Here is a 2,382-nt window from a genome sequence, read left to right on the forward strand (position 1 = left end):
CCGACAGGATCATCGAAGCCGTCAAACGCGGGCACCAAGAGTTAGATTCGCTCCACTAGGACTTAGGAGTGGACTCGGCCCCCTTGGCAAATCGCGGGCGCGGGGGCAGGCTTCCCGCCGGCGTCATGGCAACCGGGCGTGGCGGAATTGGTAGACGCAACAGACTTAAAATCTGTTGGGCGAATGCCCGTGCCGGTTCGATCCCGGCCGCCCGGACCACAATCCTGTATCGCTCAGCGTGCCGTTCGATTGCGTGTGTTCTTATTCGGTTCTAAGGTGAATCTTGATGGCTGAGACGCATTTCAAGGTCGAGGTCCAAGAGGATCACTTGGAGAGGCTTGCGAACGCGAGGCCCGTGCAGGCCGTCGCAGAGCTCGTCTGGAACGCTGTCGATGCGGATGCCACTCAGGTGGACGTGACGGTCGATTCAACCAGTTTTGGCATGCAGTCCATCACGGTCTGCGACAACGGGCACGGCATCCCCCACGACGATGTGCCGGGGCTTTTCGGCCAACTCGGCGGCTCCTGGAAGGCACACGGCAGCCGCTCGAAGACGAAGTCCCGGATGCTGCATGGTAAGGAAGGCAAGGGCCGGTTCAAGGCGCTCGCGCTGGGCCGCGTCGCGGACTGGTCGGTGACATTCGAGGACGACGTCGGACAGCTAGGTCACTACACCATCACGCTGATCCGAGACAACCTAATCGACGTGCGGGTCTCCGATCCCGCCCCGGTGGCGGGCAGAGCCATCACCGGGGTTGAAGTGCGCGTGACCGAACTGCACCGAGACTTCCGCTCGCTTGAGGGTGACGGGGCCATCCAGGAACTTTCGGAGATCTTCGCTCTCTACCTCAGCGATTACCCAGACGTCACAATCTCCTATCAGGGCATTAAGCTCGACCCTTCGGCGTCGATCGAAAATCGAGAGAAGATCGCTCTCAGTCCGATCGAGGAAGACGGCCAAACGTATCCCGTGGAGCTTGAGGTGGTCGAGTGGAAGACGCAGACCGAGCGCGTCGTCTACCTCTGCAGCGAGAACGGATTCCCGCTCCAGCGCAAACAGCCGCGGTTCCACACGCCGGGGTTCCAGTTCTCCGCCTATATCAAATCCAAATATATCTCGGAACTGCATGAGAGCGGGGCACTCGAACTCGCCGAGATGAACCCCGCACTCCAGGACGTCTACGAGTCGGCTCAGGATACGATCAAGGCACACTTCCGCGAGCGGGAAGCCGAGGCGGCACGCTCGGAAATCGAGCAGTGGAAGTCTGAGCGCGTCTATCCGTACGAGAATGAGCCGGCATCAGCGGTGGAGGAGGCCGAGCGTAAGGTCTTCGACATCGTCGCGCTCAACGTGAACCGGCACCTCCCGGAGTTCTCGGAGTCGGACAGGCGGACCAAGGCGTTCCAGTTGCGCATGCTACGGCAAGCGATCGAGCGCGGCCCTGAGGAATTGCAGGTCATTTTAAAGGAGGTTTTGGACCTCCCTCCGCGCAAGCAAAAGGAACTCGCGAAACTGCTGGAGGAAGCCGACCTAGCGAACGTCATCAGCGCGTCCAGAATGGTCGCCGACCGCCTAAAGTTCCTCGTGGGCCTAGAAGCTCTGCTGTTCGACCCAGACACAAGGAAGAACCTAAAAGAGCGCAGCCAGCTCCATCGAATTCTGGCGGAAAATAATACTTGGGTATTCGGGGAGGAATTCAGCCTCACCGTTGATGACCAGTCCCTCACAGAGGTCCTACGGAAACACCGCAAGCAGATCGGCGACGAGTTGGTGATAGACAAGCCGGTGACTCGCGTGGATGGCTCGAAGGGGGTCATTGACCTCATGCTGTCTAGGGCAGTGCCGCGGAATCATGCGGACGAACGGGAGCACCTCGTCGTCGAGTTGAAGCGCCCGTCCGTAAAGGTGGGGGCGAATGAGATCACGCAGATCAAGTCGTACGCCTTCGCAGTCGCCGCGGACGAACGGTTCCGGCACCTTGATACGACGTGGAGTTTTTGGGTCATCTCGAACGACTTGGACGAGTACGCGCAGCACGAGACGCGCCAAAAGGATAAGCCGAGGGGCTTAATCTTTCAGTCCGACGACGGCCAGATTGAAGTGTGGGTCAAGACCTGGTCCGAGGTCCTTTCGGAGTGCAAGTCTAGGATTCGGTTTGTGCAGGAGCACTTACAGGCGAACGTCGATAAGGAAAGCTCCCTTAGGTACCTTCGAAAGACCTATGAGAAGTACTTGTCAGGTGTATCATGGGCAGAAGAAGAGGAAGAATATGAGGACGTTGATTCCTCCCATGTATCCTGAACAAGGACGCAGCCCTCGTCCTAGTGGAGCGAATCTAACTCTTGGTGCCCGCGTTTGACGGCTTCGATGATCCTGTCGGG

At 58.8% G+C, this 2,382-nt stretch carries 1 protein-coding gene and 1 tRNA gene; both read left to right on the top strand.

The features are described 5' to 3' along the window. Positions 1 to 132 precede the first annotated feature (132 nt). Positions 133 to 219: transfer RNA gene (locus tag CWC60_RS17100), tRNA-Leu, on the top strand. A 67-nt stretch (positions 220 to 286) separates the two neighbouring features. Then, complete coding sequence (locus tag CWC60_RS17105) at positions 287 to 2,302, top strand: ATP-binding protein (protein WP_206419993.1); 2,016 nt, start codon at positions 287 to 289, stop codon at positions 2,300 to 2,302. Positions 2,303 to 2,382: the final 80 nt, after the last annotated feature.

This window comes from Minwuia thermotolerans (genome assembly GCF_002924445.1).
Lineage (GTDB): Bacteria > Pseudomonadota > Alphaproteobacteria > Minwuiales > Minwuiaceae > Minwuia > Minwuia thermotolerans.